The organism is Hymenobacter artigasi, from assembly GCF_012275535.1.
In the GTDB taxonomy this organism is placed as follows: domain Bacteria; phylum Bacteroidota; class Bacteroidia; order Cytophagales; family Hymenobacteraceae; genus Hymenobacter; species Hymenobacter artigasi.
On the sequence record NZ_JAAVTK010000007.1, the window covers coordinates 142240 to 161136 of the forward strand.

At 61.9% G+C, this 18897-nt stretch carries 18 protein-coding genes; 15 read left to right on the forward strand and 3 right to left on the reverse strand.

All coding sequences use genetic code 11. The features are described 5' to 3' along the window. Positions 1–113: 113 nt before the first annotated feature. Positions 114–3338, reverse strand: a complete 3225-nt coding sequence (locus HBN54_RS12920; protein WP_168673629.1) for a SusC/RagA family TonB-linked outer membrane protein — start codon at positions 3336–3338, stop codon at positions 114–116. A gap of 308 nt (positions 3339–3646) precedes the next feature. On the opposite strand from HBN54_RS12920, the gene HBN54_RS12925 reads away from it, so the two are divergent. Further along, positions 3647–4660, forward strand: coding sequence for a LacI family DNA-binding transcriptional regulator (locus tag HBN54_RS12925; protein ID WP_168673630.1), 1014 nt, complete (start codon positions 3647–3649; stop codon positions 4658–4660). A 210-nt stretch (positions 4661–4870) separates the two neighbouring features. On the opposite strand, the gene HBN54_RS12930 is transcribed toward HBN54_RS12925, so the two are convergent. Next, the gene (locus HBN54_RS12930) at positions 4871–10243 is read right to left on the reverse strand and encodes a carbohydrate-binding protein (RefSeq protein ID WP_168673631.1); all 5373 of its coding nucleotides are present in this window, start codon (positions 10241–10243) and stop codon (positions 4871–4873) included. A 500-nt stretch (positions 10244–10743) separates the two neighbouring features. Between HBN54_RS12930 and HBN54_RS12935 the strand changes: the two genes are divergently transcribed. Continuing rightward, positions 10744–11679, forward strand: a complete 936-nt coding sequence (locus HBN54_RS12935; RefSeq protein ID WP_235955520.1) for an NmrA family NAD(P)-binding protein — start codon at positions 10744–10746, stop codon at positions 11677–11679. 81 nt (positions 11680–11760) lie between these two features. On the opposite strand, the gene HBN54_RS12940 is transcribed toward HBN54_RS12935, so the two are convergent. Then, positions 11761–12432, reverse strand: coding sequence for a T9SS type A sorting domain-containing protein (locus HBN54_RS12940; protein ID WP_168673632.1), 672 nt, complete (start codon positions 12430–12432; stop codon positions 11761–11763). 836 nt (positions 12433–13268) lie between these two features. Here HBN54_RS12940 and HBN54_RS12945 point away from each other — a divergent pair. The 13 genes from HBN54_RS12945 (at position 13269) to HBN54_RS13005 (ending at position 18821) form a co-directional block, all read left to right on the forward strand. After that, positions 13269–13841, forward strand: a complete 573-nt coding sequence (locus HBN54_RS12945) for a hypothetical protein (RefSeq protein WP_168673633.1) — start codon at positions 13269–13271, stop codon at positions 13839–13841. 221 nt (positions 13842–14062) lie between these two features. Next, a complete protein-coding gene (locus HBN54_RS12950) occupies positions 14063–14239 on the forward strand; it encodes a hypothetical protein (RefSeq protein ID WP_168673634.1) in 177 nt (58 codons plus the stop codon). After that, the gene (locus HBN54_RS12955) at positions 14229–14804 is read left to right on the forward strand and encodes a hypothetical protein (protein ID WP_168673635.1); all 576 of its coding nucleotides are present in this window, start codon (positions 14229–14231) and stop codon (positions 14802–14804) included. The genes HBN54_RS12950 and HBN54_RS12955 overlap by 11 nt, the downstream gene beginning before the upstream one ends. Positions 14805–14934: 130 nt before the next feature. Then, on the forward strand, positions 14935–15114 hold the full coding sequence (locus tag HBN54_RS12960) for a hypothetical protein (protein WP_168673636.1): 180 nt from the start codon (positions 14935–14937) through the stop codon (positions 15112–15114). A 67-nt stretch (positions 15115–15181) separates the two neighbouring features. Then, on the forward strand, positions 15182–15529 hold the full coding sequence (locus HBN54_RS12965; RefSeq protein ID WP_168673637.1) for a hypothetical protein: 348 nt from the start codon (positions 15182–15184) through the stop codon (positions 15527–15529). A 96-nt stretch (positions 15530–15625) separates the two neighbouring features. Then, on the forward strand, positions 15626–15907 hold the full coding sequence (locus HBN54_RS12970) for a hypothetical protein (RefSeq protein ID WP_168673638.1): 282 nt from the start codon (positions 15626–15628) through the stop codon (positions 15905–15907). Next, positions 15904–16347 carry a type II toxin-antitoxin system VapC family toxin gene (locus HBN54_RS12975; RefSeq protein WP_168673639.1) on the forward strand — a complete coding sequence of 148 codons (444 nt, stop codon included), beginning with the start codon at positions 15904–15906 and terminating at the stop codon, positions 16345–16347. Before HBN54_RS12970 ends, HBN54_RS12975 begins: the two co-directional genes overlap by 4 nt. 132 nt (positions 16348–16479) lie before the next feature. Further along, entirely contained in the window at positions 16480–16761 is a 282-nt protein-coding gene (locus HBN54_RS12980) for a hypothetical protein (protein ID WP_168673640.1), read from the forward strand. Next, a complete protein-coding gene (locus HBN54_RS12985; protein WP_168673641.1) occupies positions 16758–17228 on the forward strand; it encodes a PIN domain-containing protein in 471 nt (156 codons plus the stop codon). Before HBN54_RS12980 ends, HBN54_RS12985 begins: the two co-directional genes overlap by 4 nt. A 124-nt stretch (positions 17229–17352) precedes the next feature. Beyond that, positions 17353–17643, forward strand: coding sequence for a hypothetical protein (locus tag HBN54_RS12990; protein WP_168673642.1), 291 nt, complete (start codon positions 17353–17355; stop codon positions 17641–17643). Next, positions 17640–18086, forward strand: a complete 447-nt coding sequence (locus tag HBN54_RS12995; protein WP_168673643.1) for a PIN domain-containing protein — start codon at positions 17640–17642, stop codon at positions 18084–18086. Before HBN54_RS12990 ends, HBN54_RS12995 begins: the two co-directional genes overlap by 4 nt. Before the next feature lie 140 nt (positions 18087–18226). Then, positions 18227–18406: a hypothetical protein gene (locus HBN54_RS13000; RefSeq protein WP_168673636.1), complete on the forward strand. Its 180-nt coding sequence runs from the start codon at positions 18227–18229 to the stop codon at positions 18404–18406. Further along, positions 18399–18821: a hypothetical protein gene (locus HBN54_RS13005; RefSeq protein ID WP_168673644.1), complete on the forward strand. Its 423-nt coding sequence runs from the start codon at positions 18399–18401 to the stop codon at positions 18819–18821. The genes HBN54_RS13000 and HBN54_RS13005 overlap by 8 nt, the downstream gene beginning before the upstream one ends. The last annotated feature ends 76 nt before the right edge of the window (positions 18822–18897 follow it).

The following is an 18897-nucleotide window of genomic DNA, read 5'->3' on the forward strand; positions in this document are numbered from 1 at the left end:
GCAGAGCGCAGCGAAGCATCTTTACTGCTGTAGTAATCAATGCTGATGGCAACGAAGCGGGCAAGATGCTTCGCTGCGCTCTGCATGACCGTTCTGCTACCTGGCGTGGCGTTCTAAAAGCCCAGCTGCACGCCCAGCGTGATGGTGCGGGCCATGGGGTAGGCGCCCTGGTCTACGCCGTAGGTGGGGGCGGTGGTGTTGCCGTAGTTGTTGGCTTCGGGGTTGTAGCCGAAGTATTTCGTGAACGTGTACAGGTTCTGGACGCTGGTGTACACGGCCAGGCTCTGCAGGCTGGCACGCTTTATCCAGTCGCCGGGCACGCTATAGCGCAGTGTCACGTTGCGCACGCGCAGGAACGAGGCATCGTGTACGTAGTAGGAGTTGAACACCGACTTGAGGGAGCCGCGGAAGGTGGCCAGGGGCGTTTTGCCATCGCCGGGGTTTTCCGGCGAGCGCCAGCGGTTCAGCACCTCCACGCGGGCGTTGGTGCCGCCGGCTCCGTTCACGGTGTAGCGGTCGGCCCCGTAGAGCACGTCGTTGCCCTGCGAGCCCTGCAGTGTCACGGCCAGCGACAAAGCCTTGTAGCCGAAGGTGTTTTGCAGGCCGTAGGTGAATTTCGGGAACGGATTGCCGATAACGCCGATGTCGAGGGTATTGATAACGCCGTCGCCGTTCACGTCCTTAAACTTGAAGTCGCCGGGCCGTACCACGGTGCCGCTGCCGGTCCATTTCGGGCTGGCGTCCACGTCGGCCTGGTTCAGGTAAATACCTTCCTGCTGATACCCGTAGAACACGCCCAGCGGCTGGCCCGGCACCACCCGAATGGAGCTGCCGTAACCAAATACGGCGTCATAGGTCAGCTGCTCGTTGGTGCCGGCCAGGGCAATTACCTGGTTGCGGTTCACGGAAAGGTTGGCCGAAGTGCTCCAGGTGAAATCTTTGCCTTGGAGGTTGGCCGTGTTCAGCTGGAACTCCAGGCCACGGTTGCGCACCTCGCCCACGTTGGCCAGCGCCCGCGACGAGAAGCCCAGAATGGCGGGGATATTGCGGTTCAGCAGCAGGTCGGTGGTGTTGCGCTGGTAGGCGGCCACGGTCAGGTAAATGCGGTCGCGGAACAGGCCCAGGTCGAAGCCGGCGTCGTACTGCGTGTTGGTTTCCCAGCTCAGGTTGCGCACGGCCACGCCGTTGGGCGAGAAGCCGAAGGCGCGGGTGCCGTTGCCGGCGCCAAACACGTAGTTGGCCCCCTGCTGGTAGTTCTGGTAGTTATAGTCGCCGATGTTGTTGTTGCCGGTCACGCCGTAGCTGGCCCGCAGCTTCAGCTCGCTGATGGCCGCAAACTGCTTGATGAAGGGCTCCTCGGCCACGCGCCAGGCCAGGGCTACGGAGGGGAAAGTGGCGTACCGGTTGTCGGGGCCGAAGCGCGACGAGCCGTCCGTCCGCAGGGCGGCGGTCAGAATGTAGCGCTCCTTAAATGCGTAGTCGAGCCGCCCGAATACCGACGTCAGCGCATTGGACGTGTTGAACAGGCCGGAGCCAAACAGCTGGCCGGCGGCCGTGGGGTACTCGATGCTGGTGTTGGTGTAGGTGCCCGTCTGGCCCAGTACCGTGCTGCCTTCAGCCGTGTTGTACTGGGCCGCGTAGCCGGCCAGCAGGGTCACGCTGTGGTTGGTGGCGAAGGTGCGGTTGTAAGTGGCCGTGTTTTCCCACACCCAGTTCAGGTTGGTGCTGTTGAGACGGCGGGCGTCGATGTTGTTCAGCACGGGATTCGACAGGTTGGCTCCCTGGTTGCCGTTGGTGGGCAGCGTGGCGGGCACGTAAATGGCGCGGCGGGAATTCACCAGCTCGGCCCCGAAATTGGTGCGCAGGTGCAGGCCGCTTATCACCTCAAAATCGAGGAAAGTAGAGCCTAGAATGCGGGCGGCGTTGTTGCGGTCCTGGTACAGGTCCAGCGGGGCCACGGGGCTCAGCAGGTCGCCGGGGTTGGTAATGCCGTTCCGGGTACCGGTTTTCAGGCTGGCGTAGTCGCCGTTGGCCAGGCGCACCGGCACAATGGGCGGCATGATGAGGGCGGCCGTAATGGAGCCGGTTTCGCCGCCTGGGCCACCGCCCGAGATATTGCCGCCGTTGTAGCTGCCCGAAGTGGGCACCACGTCGGTGCGGGTGAAGTTGGGGGCCAGGCTCAGGCCCAGCTTCAGCTTCTTGCTCAGCTGGGCATCGTAGTTGGCGCGCAGCGAGAAGCGCTCGAAGCCCGAGCCCTTCACAATGCCGCTCTGCTTGAAGTAGCCGCCCGAGATGTAGAAGCGCGACTTGTCGTTGCCGCCGCTGGCGCTCAGCTGGTACTGCTGCTGCACGCCGGTCTGGAAAATCTCCTTCTGCCAGTCGGTGTCGGACAGGGTTTTGGGGTCGGTGGCCAGCAAGGCCAGCACATCGGTATTGGTCACCACTTGGCCACCGTTGGTAACGGACTCCCGGAAGTAGTCCAGGAACTGGTCGCGGTTCAGTAGCTCCATGCGCTTGGCTACCTGCTGAATGCCCGTATTGGCCGAGAAGTTGAAGCGGGTAGTACCGTCGGTGGCCCCGCGCTTGGTGGTCACAATCACGATGCCGTTGCCGCCGCGCGAGCCGTAGATGGCGCAGGCCGCCGCGTCCTTCAAAATCTGGATGCTCTGGATGTCGCCGGGCGCAATCTGCGCGTAGCTGTCGGCATTGTTGAGCGGGTAGCCGTCCACCACGTAGAGCGGGTTGTTGCCGGCCGAAATCGAGCCCAGGCCGCGAATGCGGATAACCGCGCTGGCCCCCGGCTCGCCCGAAGGCTCCGTAATCTGAGCTCCCGCCACCAGGCCCACCAGGGCTTCGGAAGGCGAGGCCACCGGAATCAGCTCTACCTGCTTGGCCGAGATGGTGGAAATGGACGTGGCCAGCATTTTCTTTTCCTGCACACCATAACCCACCACCACCACCTCGTCGAGGCCCCTGGTGTCGGGCACCAGCGCGGCGTTGATGGCCGTGCGGCCGCCCACGGCCACTTCCCGGGCCGCGTAGCCCACGAAGGTGAAAATGAGGGTGGCGTTGTCGCCGGCTTTAATGCTGTAGCGGCCGTCGGCATCGGTCTGGGTGCCGTTGCTGGTACCCTTTACGATGACGTTGACGCCGGGCAGGCCCGCGCCTTTCTCATCCACAATGCGGCCCGTAATCGTGATGTCGGCCCGCACGGCGCGGGGGATAGGGGGGAGGTCGGCGGCCGAGGCCAGGTGCAGGCCGAGGCCCAGGCTCAGGGCCGGGAGCAGCACCAGGGGCCGCAGGCAGCGCCGGAAATCAAGTCGTAAAGTGACCGTCATAATTGGGGGGTGGGAGTTTGGTGACAAGAAGTGGAGAAGCCAGCCGGCGCACGGCCCAGGGGGCGTGCCCATCGGGGGCAATGCAGGTCCGGAATGCAACAGTGGAGCTTAAAACCGGGGTTTTGCTCTGCGAATTACCGGGTTCTAAGCTGCTATCTAATGCAATAGCAAGCCTTTATTTACGTAAACGTTTGCAGCAAATCGGGCCATTCCGGACGGTTAATGGTTGAGGTTTGTAACTTGCCAGACATTCATCAGCCCATCCCAAAGGCTGTTTCCCCTTTTCTCTGTCCGAAAGCTGCCCCGTCATGACGCCTGTGAACCTGAAGTCGCTGGCTAAAGAGCTGAACATGTCCATCGCCACGGTGTCGCGGGCGTTGCGCGACAGCCACGAAGTATCCGAAGCCACCAAGCAGCGGGTGCGCGCCCTGGCCGCCGCCCGCCACTACGAGCCCAACGCCTACGCCAGCAGCCTGCGCCGCAACATCAGCAAAACCATTGGGGTCGTGATTCCCAAGGTGGCCAACCACTTCTTCGCGCTGGCCATCAATGGAATAGAGGAAGCGGCGCGGCAGGCCGGCTACCACGTCCTCATCTACCTCACGCACGACGACTACGAGCGCGAAGTCTCCATCGTGCAGCACCTCAAGGGCGGCCGGGTCGATGGGTTGCTGATGTCGGTGGCCAGCAGCACCCAGGATTTTGCTCACCTTCGGGGCCTGAAGGAAGCCAACATTCCCATTGTGTTTTTTGACCGGGTGTGCGCCGAAATCAACACCGCCAAAGTCACCACCAACGACTACGAAAGCGGCTACCAGGCCACCGAGCACCTCATTCGGGCGGGCTGCCGGCACATTGCCCACCTGCTCATTTCCAATAACCTGTCCATCGGCCAGTTCCGGCAGCAGGGCTACCTCGATGCCCTCATGGCCCACGGCCACGCGCCCGACCCTGGCCTCATCCTGCACGGCGTGATGGACAACGAGCAGAACGTGGCCCTCATCCGCGAGCTGCTGCTGCGCCGGCCCGATATCGACGGCATCTTTGCCTCCGTCGAGCGGCTGGCCATCAGCACCTACCATGTGTGCAAGGAGCTGGGCCGCCGCATTCCGGAAGACATCAAAGTCATCGGCTTCTCCAACCTCGAAGCCGCCGCCCTGCTCGACCCGCCGCTGTCCACCATCACCCAGCCGGCCTACGATATTGGCCGCGAAGCCGCCAAAATCCTCCTCCGCGCCGTGGAGAAGAAGAAAGCCGTGCTGCCCGGCCAAAGCGTGGTGCTGGAATCGGCCCTGTTTGCCCGCCGGTCTACGGCCGGGTAAAAGTCCGGTATTCCGGTATCTAAAATGCTGGAAAAGTCGGCTGTAAGTCGTTGCACCGGTCCGACCGCCCTAGGCGGTCTGACCGGTTGTCGCGAGGACGGCGCCAGTGCTTATTGGGCCGATGCCAACGACAACCGGTCAGACCGCCTAGGGCGGTCAGACCGGCGCAACGCGACTTCCTAAACCGCTTCATCAGATGGCATGACGTGCTTATTCCACCACCACGCGCCTGGCCAGCGTCTGCTCCTCGGCCTGCAAGCGCAGCGTGTACACGCCCGCCGCCAGCGCCGTGGTCTGGAATTCGGCCGTGGCTCCGGCCGCATTCAGCGCAATGGTGCGACTCAGCACCACCTGCCCCAGCGCATTCAGCAGCGTGGCGTGCACGGCCGCCTGGCCCGCCAGCGGCGGCAGCAGCACCGTGAAGCGGCCGTGGGCCGGGTTGGGGTAGAGGCTCACTGTAGCAGCCGTCAGCTCCGGTTTGGTGGCCGTTACCGCAGCGGGGCGCAGCACTATGCTGAAGCGGCTCGTTCCCGCCGTGACCGAAGCCAGCGTGAAGGCGTAGCGCCCACCTGCCGCCAGCAGCTGCTGGGTACCTGTCAGGGCATCGCGCAGGTACACCGAAGTGCTGCCGAAATTGGCCAAATCAGCCACTTCAAACGTGAAGCTGCCGGCCTGCGGTACGCGTAGGTGCAGCGGTACTACCACTTCGGTGGTGCCCAGCGGGGCCAGGCCGTTGATGGCCAGCGGGCGGGTGCTGCTCAGCGTGGCCAGGTCCAGGCCGGCGGGGTTGGATAGCTTGGTGGCATCGTATTCGGCATCAACGCCGGCCGTGGCTCCGGCTTGCAGGTAAAGGAATGCATCGTCGCTCAGGCTGGCCCCGGCCAGCTGCAGGTGCAGCTGCGGCCGGGTATCGTTCGCGCCGCGCCCAAACACGGGCTGCGGACCGAAGCTGGTGACGCGGTTGGCGTTGGTCAGGTTCACCGCGCCGGGCGTGCCGGGGGCGCTCACGCGGGCGAAGTAGCCCGAGCCGGCCACAATCAGCGGCGAAGTGCCCACGCCGTTGGCATAGCTGCGGTAAGTGCCGGCATACTGGCCGGTGCTTTGGTAAACGTACATGGCGGCGTCCATGCCGGGGCGCTGAGCGGCGGTCACAGTGCTCCAGTCCAGCGGGGCGGGGTAGGGGTTGCCCAGCAATTGCCAGCCAGCATCGGCATCGGTGCCCCGGCTGAGGGTGCCCGATGCCTGCGCGGCGTTGTTGAAGGTGCCGGTGAAGGCCACGGGCGCGGCCGTGGCGGGCGCGTTCACGGCGTAGCCGCGATTCGGCGTCATCAAATCCGTCGCCGCATCGGGCGAAAAGTAGCCCTTGTCGAACGCGCTATAGTTCGATGTCACCGTGGCAATACGGCCTTCATCGTACCCAAATACCGTGGGGAAGGGCGACACCGAGCCCGGCGTGGCGCTGGTGTTATAAGCCGGGTTGAACGTCGGGCTAAAACCCGTGGTAGCCAGGCTGCCAAACGTGGCCCCGGCCACCGGCGAGCTGAAGTGGCGGTAGGCCGGCCCGGTCACGCTGCTGGTGACGGCGCGCTGCATGGTGCCGCTGCCGGTTACCACGCCGCCGCTGTTGTCGAGCAGGGCCGTGCCATCGGCCGAGGACAGCAGCGTGAAGCCAAAGCCGCTAGTGGCGAGGTTGCCGCTTTGCAGGCGGGCCACCTGGGCAATGCGCACGCTTTGGCTCAGGGCGAGGCCGAGGGCGTTGTTCACGGTCAGGTTGCGCACCTGGCCGGGCAGGCCCGCGCCGGTGGTCTGGGCCGTGGTGCCGTTGTAGGTGTAAGTTGCATCGGCCGAAAAGGTGCGGGTGCCGCCCACCCGAATGGCCCCCGTAGCGCCCGTGGCCGCAATGCCCGCCGGGTCGCAGATTTGCAGCTCGGCCCCGGCCTGCAGCGCGAAGCTGGCCGCGCCGCTCAACGTCTGGCAGTTGCTGCTGAGCAGGCCACCGGCCTGCACCTGCACCGTGCTGGCCACCGTGGTAGCGCCCAGCAGCGTGAGCGTGCCGCCGCTCTGCACCGTGATGCTGTTGTAGGTGCCGCCGGCCGACATCGTCTGGCCGCTGGCCACCACCAGGTCGGGGCCGGTCACGGCATTGCGCAGGCGCTGGATGTAGTCGATGTTGGGCTGGCCGAAACCGTAGCCCCAGTTGAAGGCGGTGCTCTTGCTCAGCGCACCCTTGTTGGCCCCGTTGTAGTCGGTCACGTCCTGGGCGGCGTTCAGGGGGTAGTGGAAGGTGCCGCCGCCCGCGTCGCCGCTGTCGGGCGAGGTCAGCTTGGCCCCCGTCACCGACTGGTACAGGGTAGAAGGGCCGCCGCTGCCGCCGGTTTTAGTGCCAAACGTGTGGATGGCCCCGGCCACGCCCGCCGCCGTGCCGGTCTTCACCATCACCATGTCGTACTGCGTGATGTTGAAGGCGTTGCCGGTGGCCAGGTTCGTGAGGTAGGTCGAATTATCCAGCAGTAAATCCAGCGTGAAATCCGACGCGTTGGCATCCTCAACGTAGCCCGTGGGGCCGGCCAGCCGGCGCAGCACAATGGTGGTGCCGCTGCGCAAATCACTCCAGAAGGCCGTGTTGTTGAAGCGGTATTTGCCGCCGTTGTCGGCCGTGTTGTTGGTTTCGAAGTCCTTCACAATCAGGTTGCGCACATCGAGGTGGTCCTGAACCACGAGCAGCTCCATGGCGTCCTGGTTGCCGTTGGCGTCGTTGGTGGCATTATACACGCGGTTCACCACGATGGCGGGCGGCGCGAAAGCCTGATTGCGCAGCAGCTGAATGTAGCTGATGTTGCCCGTGCCGAAGCCGTAGCCCCAGTTGCGGCTGGTGCTGGTGCTGCTGGCCACGCTGGTGCCGTTGTAGTCGGCGGTGCTTTGGGCGGGGTTCAGCGGGTAGAGGAAGGCGCCCGTGCCCAGAGTGCTGCTGAACACCAGCTTCGGTCCGGTGAGGCCGGTGTAGAGCGCATTGGCGCTGCCGTTGTTCGAAACCAGGGCGTGCACCGGGTTATCAATCCCGCTGGCCGCGCCGGTTTTCAGCAGCACCATGTCGGTATTGGTCAGGTTGAAATTCTGGCCGGAGCCCGATAAATCCGCCAGATACGTGGTGTTTTCCATCAGCATGTCCACCGTGAAATCCGACGCATCCACATCCGTCGCGTAGCCGGTAATGCCCGAAGCCAGCCGGCGCAGAGCTATGGTGGTGCCCACGCGCAAATCCTTCCACAGCACATTGTCCCGGAACTGAATTTTACCGCCGGTGTCGCTGGTCAGGTTGCTCTCAAAATCCTTTACCACCAGCCCGCGAATGTCGAGGTGGTCCTGCGTCACGAGCAGCTCCACGGCATCGGTCGAGCCGTCCGAAGTCGAGCTGCCGTTGTACACGCGGTTCACCACGATGCCCGTCAGGGGCTGTTCCACAAACGTCAGCTTCGAGAAGTTGAGGCTGGCGCTCACAATGTCAAACTTCAGCGTAGCATTGGGCGAGGCTTCTAGGTACACGTTGTTGATAACCAAATCCTGGTAGGTGCCGAAGCCGCCCGTGGCGGGCACGGCTACCGCGCCGGTGCGGTCCACATCGTTCACCGACAGCCGGAACGCGCCGGTCGAAGTAGCGCCCGTCGACACCCGCACCGTGACGCGGTAGAGGCCGGTGCGCAGCACGTTCACCGTGTATTTCAGCCACTCGCCGGTGGCCGAGTAGCCCACGTTGCCGTAGCCGCCATCGCCGTTTTCGGTGTCCACGCCCTCGGTGGGGCGGGGCACGGTGGGGTCGGTGGCCGCGCCCCGGTTAGCCGCGTCCGAGTCGTGGTAGGCCACGCCCTCGCCGCCATTGTCGTACTCCACGGCCCGCACCACGCCCGGAATCACGGGAATGGTGCTGGGGTAGGGCGTGCGAATGCAGGCACTCACCTGCACATAGTTCGACTTCGTGACGGTGATGGTCGTGTCCGGGTTCACCAGCGTCATGGTCACGGTGGGGCTGCCGGGGCTGGCGTAGGTCACGGCCGGCGGGTTTTTGCCGTTGCCGGTGGCCGGCGTGGCGCCTGCCCCAAAATTCCAGCTTATCGACGTGAACTCGCCCAGTACCGTGGCCGCGTACGTCACGGCTTCCGGTGCCACGCAGGTAAAGGTTTTGTCGGCCGTGAAGCTGGCCAGCGTGAACGTCTGGCCGGGGCTGAGGTAGGTAGGCGGCAGCGTTTGCTGCGCGTGCTGTAAGGAATACACGATTTTTCGCGTCAGCGCACCCTGTGCATTAAACAGCAAAACCAACGTCGACTGCGCATAAATCTTATCGTTGTAGAAATTACTGATGCCGGCCGGCACGTTGATTTTCAGGGCTGCCGCGCCCGGCACCGTGGCCGTACTCAGCTGCACCGTGAAATCGTAGTCTGTCGCGTCGCTTTCGTTCAGCACCATCACGGCCGTGGTGCCGTTATCGGTGCTGCTGAGCACCTTCACCAGGGCCTGGTTGTCGGTAGCGTTGAGGTTGGTGCCGTGCAGGTTCTCCGACACCAGCATCTCGTGCCAGAACGCCGAGCGCGGCTTAACCGTGGCGGCCGTGGGGCCATCCAGATAGCCCAAATCGCCGGTGCCCCGGCCGCCGCTGCCCTCGTGAATAGACCACGGCTGCATCGACACGGCCTCATACTTCATGCCCACGCCAAACACCTCGGCCCAGAACTGCCCGTTCAGAAACGAATGCACGCCCACGCCCTCCACGGTGTTGGTGGCGGGGTTGGCGTAGTCGATGTTGAACTCGGTGAGGGCCCAGCGCAGGGCACTGGCCCCGGTGCGGTTGTGCAGGGTGTTGGCGTTGGCCATCAGGCCCAGCAGGTTGGTTACGTTGCTGGTCAGGTTGTTGGTGCCCGTCACCACGCCGGCGCGGGTCTGGGTGCCGTTGAAAGGGTAGGTGTGAAAGGAAATAACGTCGATGTAGTAGCGCCCATTGGCATCGGTGCCGGTAATGTCGTTGGCTCCGCCCACCAGCGCGGGCATGTAGCCGCCGCCGTAGGAGGCATTTTCCGGCCCCACCGTCAGAATGGTGGGGTCCACGGCCTTCATGGCAGAGGCAAACGACTTGATGTAGGCTTCCACGCCCGCCACGCTCACCGGGTTGGTCTGCGAGGCGTTGTTCAGGTCGGGCTCGTTGCCAATAATCCAGTACCGGATATTGCGGCCCCTCGTAACGTTCACGTACTGCACCACCTGGGCCGCCTGGGCCGCCGTGAACCGGCCGCGCCCTTCCGAAACCTGCACCATGGGCTCGGCCCCGATGCGCCGGATGGAGTCAATCAGGGCAATGTATTGCGCGTTGGTCACCAGGTTGGAGTTCACGCCGTTGCCGCCAATGCGAATCATTTTTACCTTCGACTGCTTCACCACAGGCCACAGCTGGTCGAGCTGTCCGTTGAACACCTGCGTGCCCAGGGCCGTGGGCAGCCAGGCATTCTGGCCGGCGAGGTAGGGCGAAATGGGCTGGCTGTGGCCAATGCGCAGCGTTAGCCAGCTTAGCAGCAAAATCGATAGCAGTTTCTTCATCGGGGTGGGCATTTGGTTGATGGTTAGCGTGGAGTAGGGCAGGGGCGGCCCATACCGGCGAGGGCGTAGCGAGCCGGCCCGCCGAAATCATCGGCGGCGAATTGGAACCAGAAAAAGCAGGGGCTGAAACCAGCGCAGCCCACGTCGGCCGAAACGGCGCACATCGGCGCCGCCCGGGGCCGAACAGCGCTACCCGGCCGGGCCAAAACCGACCCGGTGAGGCGAACAAGTGGCTAAAGGTATCGGGCTGCCGCGCCTAAAAACTAGGAAGTTAGCGGATTTATCTACGAAAACGTTTGCGGTAAAATCCGGTGAACCAGCATCTGCCCGGGCAGGCAGTACCCACCCTCGCTCGCCGCGTAGCGCAGCCGATGGCCCGCCGCCACGCGGCAAGCCAGAGCCACTGAAACCATGTGGTTTAGGCGTAGCTTGCGGCCGGCGTACTGGCCACGCCCCGCCTCCCGCCAGGAGGTTTCATCCAGTAAATTCACGGTTTCGCTTTGGCACAACATCAATCAAATCCCCCGCTCCGCCCTGGGGCCGCGCCGGCCCCCATCGTGCTGGCCGGGGCCACCGGCGACCTCGGCTTCCGCATTGCCCAGGAGCTGCTGAAGCGCGGCGCGGCCGTGCGGGCGCTGGTGCGGGTGGGCAACACCAAGCCGGAAGTCACGGTCCTGCAGGACCTGGGGGCCGACATTGTGCCGGTTGATTTCAACAGCGTCACGGCCCTTACCAAGGCCTGCGCGGGCGCGGCCTGCGTGGTGTCGGCGCTGTCGGGGCTGCGCGAGGTGATTGTGGGCACCCAAAAGCGCCTGCTCGACGCGGCCGTGGCGGCCGGCGTGCCCCGCTTCATCCCGTCGGACTTCTGCATCGACTACACCAGGCTGCCCGCCGGCTCCAACCGCAACCTCGACCTGCGCCGCGAGTTCAACCAGCGGCTCGACCAGGCCCCCATTCACGCCACGTCCATCCTCAACGGCATGTTTACCGACCTGCTCACCGGGCAGGCCCCGGTGGTGCTTTTCGGCCTGAAGCGGGTGCTGTACTACGGCGATGCCGACCAGCCGCTCGACTTCACCACCACGGCCAACACCGCCGAGTTCACGGCCGCCGCCGCCCTCGACCCCACCACGCCCCGCTACCTGCGCGTGGCCGGCGAGGTAGCCAGCATTCGCGGCCTGCAAAAAGCCGCCACTGCGGCCACTGGCACTCCCTTCAAGCTGCTGCGGGTGGGCGGCCTGTGGGTGCTGGGCACGATGATAAAAGTGACCAAAACCCTCATGCCGACCACCGACGACGTGTTTCCGCCGTGGCAGGGCATGCAGTACCTGCACAATATGTTCACCGGCCTACCCAAGCTCACCCCGCTCGACAACGCCCGCTACCCCGAAATCCGCTGGACGCCGGTGCGCGAAGTGCTGGCTGCCCGGAAATAAAACCGCCCCCGCTCCATCCGTTTCCGGGCGGGGCGGGGGCGGCCAAAAACCCGGGGCTTCATCAGCCCCGGGCGGCAAACACTATTCTACCACCAGGCGGGTGGTCTGGGTCAGGGTACCGGTCTCCAGCTTCACCAGGTAGATACCCGAGGCGAGGTTCTGCAGGGGCAGGCTCTGGCTTTGCAGGCCGGCGTTCTGGCGTACGGCCGAGAACTGACGTACCGACTGGCCCATCAGGTTCTGCACCGTGATGGCGGCCGTAGCCGTAGCGGGCAGTTCGTACGACACGCTGGCCGTTCCCGAAGCGGGGTTCGGCGAAACGGCCATTTTCAGGATAGCTGCGCTGGCCGACTGAGTAGCCGTAACGATAGAAAACGAATAAGCACCGCTCTGGTCGTTGAAGCGAACAGTGTAGCGGCCAGCCGGGGATACCGGGATGTTGGCACCATTGTACGTAACAGCGGCGGGAGCGCTGGTCGGGAACGCCGTCGAGCCCCAGCTGTTAGCCCAGAGGTTGTCGGCGCGGAACTTCATCTCGTTTGCCGAGAATTGCATGGTAATCGTCCAGTCGTGGCCGCCGGCCACCGTCCGGGTCATCGCAATAGAGTTGTCCCAGCCGGTAGCGGCACCGGTTGGGCTCGTAGCCGTGCCGATAACACCGATGGTGCCGTATGATGCCAGCTGTGCCATCGAGGCGGTGGCGGAGAACATGAAAGCCAGCAAAAAGCCAAACTTGAGCGTAGATTTTTTCATATGGGTAATGGTTGAAAATGTTGGTTGGGAATTATGCACCAAAAGTAAGTCGGAATTGTGTTTTATTGTACCCGGCGTGATACAAAAATTTTGGCCTGAATGAGCAATGCTATGCTAAGATATATTCCGTCAAGCTACCTCAAGGCCCGAAAGTAGTTGGCTTACATACCTTCTCAGGGCCGTTTGGAGGAGGTACAAACGTTTGCACTTTGGCGGGGCTTTTGCCAATAAAATATTGCTATCGGGCAAAATAAAAAGGTCGTTTTGCTGAATTTTTTCTCGAATTTTATGCGCTAGCAGGCGAAATCGTCTCGCGGTGCTACCGCAAATTGCCCGCCCCGGTGCCGCTGCCCCGCCGCCCGCCGCCAGCCAGCCCGGCCGCTGCTGGCAGAAACAGCCAGCAGCATCTCTTGCACCGGCCCGAACTTATGAGCGCGTGCCGGGAATGATGCCCGGGGCGGTGCCTCCCGGCTCCGCGCTGCTTCCCAGTACCTTGTTGTCCGGAAAGCTTGCTGCTGCGCGTCAGCGGCGCTACAGCTTCCACTTTAGAGCAGATTTCGGGTTTATGTACAGCTTAGGAGGCCAGCAGGCAGTAGCGCGAACTTTGTAGTTCGCGTCCCCGCGCCGTCAGCGTAGTTCTAACGGCGCGGGGACGCGAACTACAAAGTTCGCGCTACGTGTACACGAATCTGAAAACTGCTCTAGTATCGGGCACGCGCCACAAGCGTGCACCATTGTGGAGAGGCGTTTGGCCAGCCGGCAACTTCTGCCCCCGCAACGCAGTATCTCTGTACAAACTGCAAACCAGGCTTTACGGCCTTCTTATTCTTCCGCTTATGAGCAACGTGCACATTTTTTCCGCCGATACGGAAGCCACCCTCTGGCAGGAGGTAGCCGCTAATATTATCCAGGAAGGCAACTTGTTCGACTACACCGCCGAGCTGATTCAGGACGGCTACCACATGCAGCTGGATATTGAGATTGACCTGGGCGGCGGCTTCGAGGGCGGTTTCCAGAGCACCCGAATGGCCGCTCTGGTGCCCAACCATACCCCCCTGCACTTTGCCCTGCACGAGCAGGACTGGCTGCACGAGCTGGGCAAGCTGCTGGGCATGACCGATGTGGAATTGGGCGACCCGGAGCTGGACGCCGCCTTCATCATCACCACCAACGATGTGGCCGCCCTGCGCGAACTGCTGCTGCCCGATGCGGCCCTGCGCCAGACCCTGCTGCGCCACCAGCAATGCCGCCTCACGCTGGCGCCCGCCTCCCACGAGGCTGGTGCCAACGTGTACCTCACCTTCACCAAGGAAACAGCCCTCACCGACCCCGCCGAGCTACGGGAGGTTTACCACGCGCTCTATACCCTGCTGCGGAAAATAGCCCCACTGCCGCATGCTACGACGTAAGGGCTCATCAGAGTAGAATGGGGGAAGCAATAGTGCCGGCCATCCCCGCCGCGCCCGCCGCCTACACCTCCGCCCTACAAGGGCTGTTCCCGCCCCGTCCTGCCCCCCCCCGCCCGCTGCGCCCGCCGTTGAAGAAACGGGAGCTTCTCGGGTAAAAGCCGTAAACTTTCGGCTTATCTTCGTGGTATTACCGCTTAGAGCATTCAGCAACTTCTCGTTTTATGGGAATCACCGATAATAAACCTGTCCGCCCTTTACCAACCGCCAGCACCGTTAAGATGACCAAGGGGGCGCGGCTGGCCCAGGCCCGCGAATATGCCAAGCAATTCGTGTTCGATACGCTCTCGGCGGAAGACCTGAAAAAGATGCGCCGCAACGCCTACGCTTATGCCATTTAAGCGCACGCTGGGCGAAGGCTATCCGTTTACATACCGCAAAGGGCCGTCTCACAAGGACGGCCCTTTGGTTTGCGTGCATCACTACACGTTCCGGACGCGCAAAAACCGTCGCTATTTAGACGATGCTGAGGAGTATCAGCACCACACGTACGTGCTCAAATATTACCCGCTGTCGCACAAAAGCTCGCCCAATAAATATCGCGTGCTTACTAACGACGGCGACGCTTTCCGGATTCTAACCACCTGCACGCAGGTCTTTCTCGATATCTGCCGCCGCGACCCGTTGGCATCGGCTGGTTTCGTGGGCGAAGCACTGGTAGGGGAGGGTGTGGCCAATACCAAGCGGTTTCGGGTGTACCTGCAAACCGTTTCCACCTTCATCGGCCCGAACCGCTTTATTCATCACCCCATGCCGGCCATCAGCGCCTATTTTCTGGAGTGCCGCGCCAACACAGAGCCGGGCTTGAAGGAAACAGTGGAGCAAATGTTCCGTGAGTTGTACATCGTGCCGCAAGCCCTGGAAGCAGAAAAGCCTTCACCGTTGGACAGCGGTAATGGCGGCTGAGTAGCCCCCGCTACGCCCGCCGCTGCCGGACCTAGCGCTTCTGCCCCCGCCGCCCCGCCCGCTGAAGAAACAGGAGACTCTGCGTAACTACCTCGAACTGATTTCCAGCACGCAGCGTATCTTAGTAACGATGAAAACGACTGCTCAATTTCTGCCAGATGCTTCGGCCCCTGATGTAGTGCTTAGCGAAGCACGCAAGCGGGCGGCATTCAAAGCCCTGCGCCAGCGCTATGAAGCGCATGAAAAGGCAACAGGGCTCAAGTCCAGCGAGGAGTTCACCAAACTGCAAGAAGCTGGCAAGCGTGCTTGAAGACCCGCATTGTCTGCGGTGCGAGTGTGACCGACACGGTGGCTATGTCGAATACGGCATCCGACACTTGCACCCCGATTGGGACATCCTGACCCAAACCTATGAAATCCGCTCGATGACCGACGATGGGCGATTCATTTACCACAGCGACTTTCAGTTATTCCCGCTCGGTAGCAGCATCCCGGCCGATTTCAGCCGCTACCCGCGAGAAGCAAAAGCAGCCCTGTGGCAAGCCATTTTCCGGGTGAAGCGCTACTACTTGACCACGTTCGAGCCCGATATCGTGCAGCACCTCATCAAGCAGCCGTTTTCAGTGCCGCAGCGGTTCGCCTTCTACCGCCAGCACCTGAGCCTGTCCACCTACGACATCACCCACGACCGGTACAGCATCTGGTACGTGCTCCAAACAGAGTAACCTCGTTGCCGCTGCCGCACCTAGCGCTTCTGCCCCCGCCTCCCCGCCCGCTGCCCCGCCGCTGAAGAAACGGGAGCTTCTGTGTAACTTAGACCTATGAAAATTGCCCTCGAATTAGAGTTTCCCGACGAGCAAGCGGCCGCGTTTATGCAGCGGCTGCAAAGCTTGCCAGGCCTCACGGCTCGCTTCTTGCGTCTGCGCCCTGAGCCGCAGGTCAGCCCTAGCGCGGCTGAAGTAACCGATGAATTAACCGAAGCCGAGCAAAAGGCCTTGCTGTATAAGGTATTTGGTAGCTGGCAATCGGATGTGAGTGGGGATGAAATGGTGCGCCAGATTTACGCTGACCGCCGCGACGAGCCGCGCGAAGTGAATCTATGAGCCGCTTTTTACTTGACACGAACATCTGCATTCACTTCATCAACGGGCAGTTCGACCTTGCGGCTAAGATTGATAAAATAGGGTTGACCCGTTGCTTTATTAGCAGCATTACCATTGCGGAATTGCTCTACGGCATTGCGAATAGCGCCCCAACCCGCCAGCCAAGGAACAGGCAGAATCTGGCTGAGCTACAGCAACTTTTCAGCGGGCGTATCCTGACCTTCGAAAGTGCCTTGGAAACCTACGCCGTACAGAAAGCACACCTGAAGACTATAGGCCGGCTGCAAGGAGATTTCGACATGCTTATTGGGAGCACTGCACTCACGCACGACCTCACGCTTGTCACGCGCAACACCCGTCATTTTGCCGAAATGCAAGGCATTGTGCTGGAGGATTGGGTCACCGAATACCTGGCAGGACAAATAAGTCTCAGCCAGTAGCCCCGCCTCCCCGCCCGCTACCTGCGCCGCTGGCACGATACCACCGCTGCGCCCGCCGCAGCCGCCCCTACTGCTTCTGCCCCCACCGCCCCCGCCGCTGAAGAAACTCAAGCTTCTGCGTAACTTAGTAGCATGAGAGTTGCCCTAGAACTAGAGTTTCCCGATGAGAAAGCTGCGCTGTTCGTGCGGCTGCTGCAAAGCCTGCCGCCGGGCCTGACGGCCCGCTTTTCGCGCCCGAAACCCGGCCAATCGACAGATTTTGCCGAAGCCGAATCAACGGAGCTGACTGCCGCCGAGGAAAAGCAACTGATGCACGAGCTATTTGGCGCGTGGAAATCCGATGTGAGCGGGGAAGAAATGGTGCGTGAGATTTATGACGCCCGGCAAAGCGACCACCGCGACGTGGAGCTATGAGCCGCTATTTGCTGGATACCAACATCTGCGTTCATTACCTGAAAGCTGAGCACGACCTGGAAAACAAGGTGCTCGCGGTGGGTTTGCACAACTGCTTTATTTCCGAATTGACCATTGCCGAAATGCTCTACGGCCTGGCCAAGTGCGACCCCACGTATGCCGTACAGCAGCGGCAACACATCGGCCAGCTGCGCCGCCTGTTCAATACGCGCGTGCTGCCGATTGCCGATGCCTTCGATTTGTACGGCCCGGAAAAGGTGAAACTGCTGGATAAAGTGAAGCGGGGCGAAATCGGCAAGTTTCCCGGGGAGTTCGATGTGCTCATCGGCTGCACCGCGCTGGCCCACAACCTGATTTTAGTTACGCGCAACACGCGGGACTTTGCGCCGCTTACTGGGTTGAGTTTAGAGGATTGGATAAATGATTCTCCGCTACCACCAGCCGCACCCCTACGGCAGTACCGTTAATAATCCCCCCGCTCGGTGCCCCCGCCGCTGAAGCACCTAGCGCTTCTGCCCCCGCCGCCCCGCCCGCTGCCCCCGCTGCCCCCGCCGCTAGCCCGATACCCCAGCTTCTGCGTAACTTAGTCACATGAGAGTCGCCCTTGAATTAGAGTTTCCGGATGAGCAGGCCGCTTCCGTCATGCGGAAGTTGCAGGACTTGCCGGAAATGACTATCCGCTTTTTGAAAACCGATGCATTAGCGCCGCAGAGTCCGTTGGCTGTACAACATTTCATTGGGAAAGCCCCCTTGTCGGAACAAGAGCAAAACGAGCTACTCGATAAGGTATTTGGCTCCTGGCAACAGGAGGAAGGGGAGGAAAATTTGATGAGCCAGATTTACGGCTCCCGGCGCGATACCCCGCGGGAAGTAAATCTATGACGGCCTATCTGCTTGACACCAACATCTGCGTTTACCTCATCAATGGCAAATACGAGTTGGCTTCCCGCTTAAAGCGCGCCAAGCTCCCCAATTGCTTTCTGAGCGAGTTGACCGTGGCTGAGCTGCTTTATGGGGTAGCCAACAGCGCACCCACGCACCAGTTGGCTAACCGCCAGCGCCTGGATGATTTCCTCTCCTTGTTTGAGGAGCGGATTCTGCCCATTTCTGATTCGCTGGAATCCTATGCCCAACAGAAAGCGCATCTAAAACGCCTGGGGCGCTTGCAAGGCGAGTTCGATATGTTGATTGGCAGCGTCGCGGTAGCCCATCGTCTGACGCTGGTCACGCACAACACTGCCCACTTTGCAAGTATGGCCGGTATCGTATTGGAAGATTGGGTACAGGAATACGAGGACGAGCAGGAATCGGCCAACGCCAAGTAGCCCCCGCTGCGCCCTCGCAGCCGCCCCTAGCGCTTCTACCCCAACCGCCGCCCCGCCCGCTGCCCCCGCCGCTGCAGAAACGGGAGACTCTGCGTAACTACCTCGAACTGATTTCCAACACGCAGTGTATCTTAGTAACGATGAAAACGACTGCTCAATTTCTGCCAGATGCTTCGGCCCCTGATGTAGTGCTTAGCGAAGCACGCAAGCGGGCGGCATTCAAAGCCCTGCGCCAGCGCTATGAAGCGCATGAAAAGGCAACAGGCCTCAAGTCCAGCGAGGAGTTCACCAAACTGCAAGAAGCTGGCAAGCGTGCTTGAAGACCCGCATTGTCTGCGGTGCGAGTGTGACCGACACGGTGGCTATGTCGAATACAGCATTCGGCACCTGCATCCCGATTGGGACATCCTGACCCAAACCTATGAAATCCGCTCGATGACCGACGATGGGCGATTCATTTACCACAGCGACTTTCAGTTATTCCCGCTCGGTAGCAGCATCCCGGCCGATTTCAGCCGCTACCCGCGAGAAGCAAAAGCAGCCCTGTGGCAAGCCATTTTCCGGGTGAAGCGCTACTACTTGACCACGTTCGAGCCCGATATCGTGCAGCACCTCATCAAGCAGCCGTTTTCAGTGCCGCAGCGGTTCACCTTCTACTGCCAGCACCTGAGCCTTCCCACCTACGACATCACCCACGACCGGTACAACATCTGGTACGTGCTCCAAACAGGGTAACCTCGTTGCCGCTGCCGCACCTAGCGCTTCTGCCCCCTGCCGCCCCGCCCGCTGCCCCCGCCGCTGGCACGATACT